This window comes from Komagataeibacter nataicola, assembly GCF_003207795.1.
Lineage (GTDB): Bacteria > Pseudomonadota > Alphaproteobacteria > Acetobacterales > Acetobacteraceae > Komagataeibacter > Komagataeibacter nataicola.
Genome location: NZ_NIRT01000100.1, coordinates 1 through 509, shown reverse-complemented (window position 1 = coordinate 509; position 509 = coordinate 1). Strand labels below are relative to the sequence as shown.

At 62.9% G+C, this 509-nt stretch carries 1 protein-coding gene; it reads left to right on the top strand.

The window, feature by feature from the left end; translation table 11 throughout:
* The coding region (locus CDI09_RS17445; RefSeq protein WP_249034065.1) for an EAL domain-containing protein at positions 1-509 on the top strand (509 nt) is incomplete at both ends.

Here is a 509-nt window from a genome sequence, read left to right as displayed (position 1 = left end):
CTCGAGGCCTGCCGCCAGATCGTGAAATGGGACCGCGACGGCGTGCATGTGCCCACCGTGGCCGTGAACCTGTCTGCCGTGCATTTCCGCAACCGCGCGCTGCCCGAGCATATCGCGGCCCTGCTCAAGGACCATAACCTCAAGCCCGCGCGCCTGACGGTGGAAATTACCGAGAGCGTGATGATGGATAACAGCCGCGACACCGAGGAAGTGCTCCAGTCGATCCGCAATATCGGCTGTGGCCTGTCGATGGATGATTTTGGCACGGGCTACTCCTCGCTCTCGCGGCTGACCCGCCTGCCGCTGACCGAGATCAAGATCGACCGCAGCTTCATCAATGATTTCGAGCACGACACCAACGCCCAGGCCGTGACCATGGCGGTGATCGGCATCGGCTCGCGGCTGGGCATGACGGTCGTGACCGAAGGCGTCGAGACCGAGCAGCAGCGCGACCTGCTGGAAAAACTGAACTGCGACGTGATGCAGGGCTACCTGTTCGCCAAGCCGCT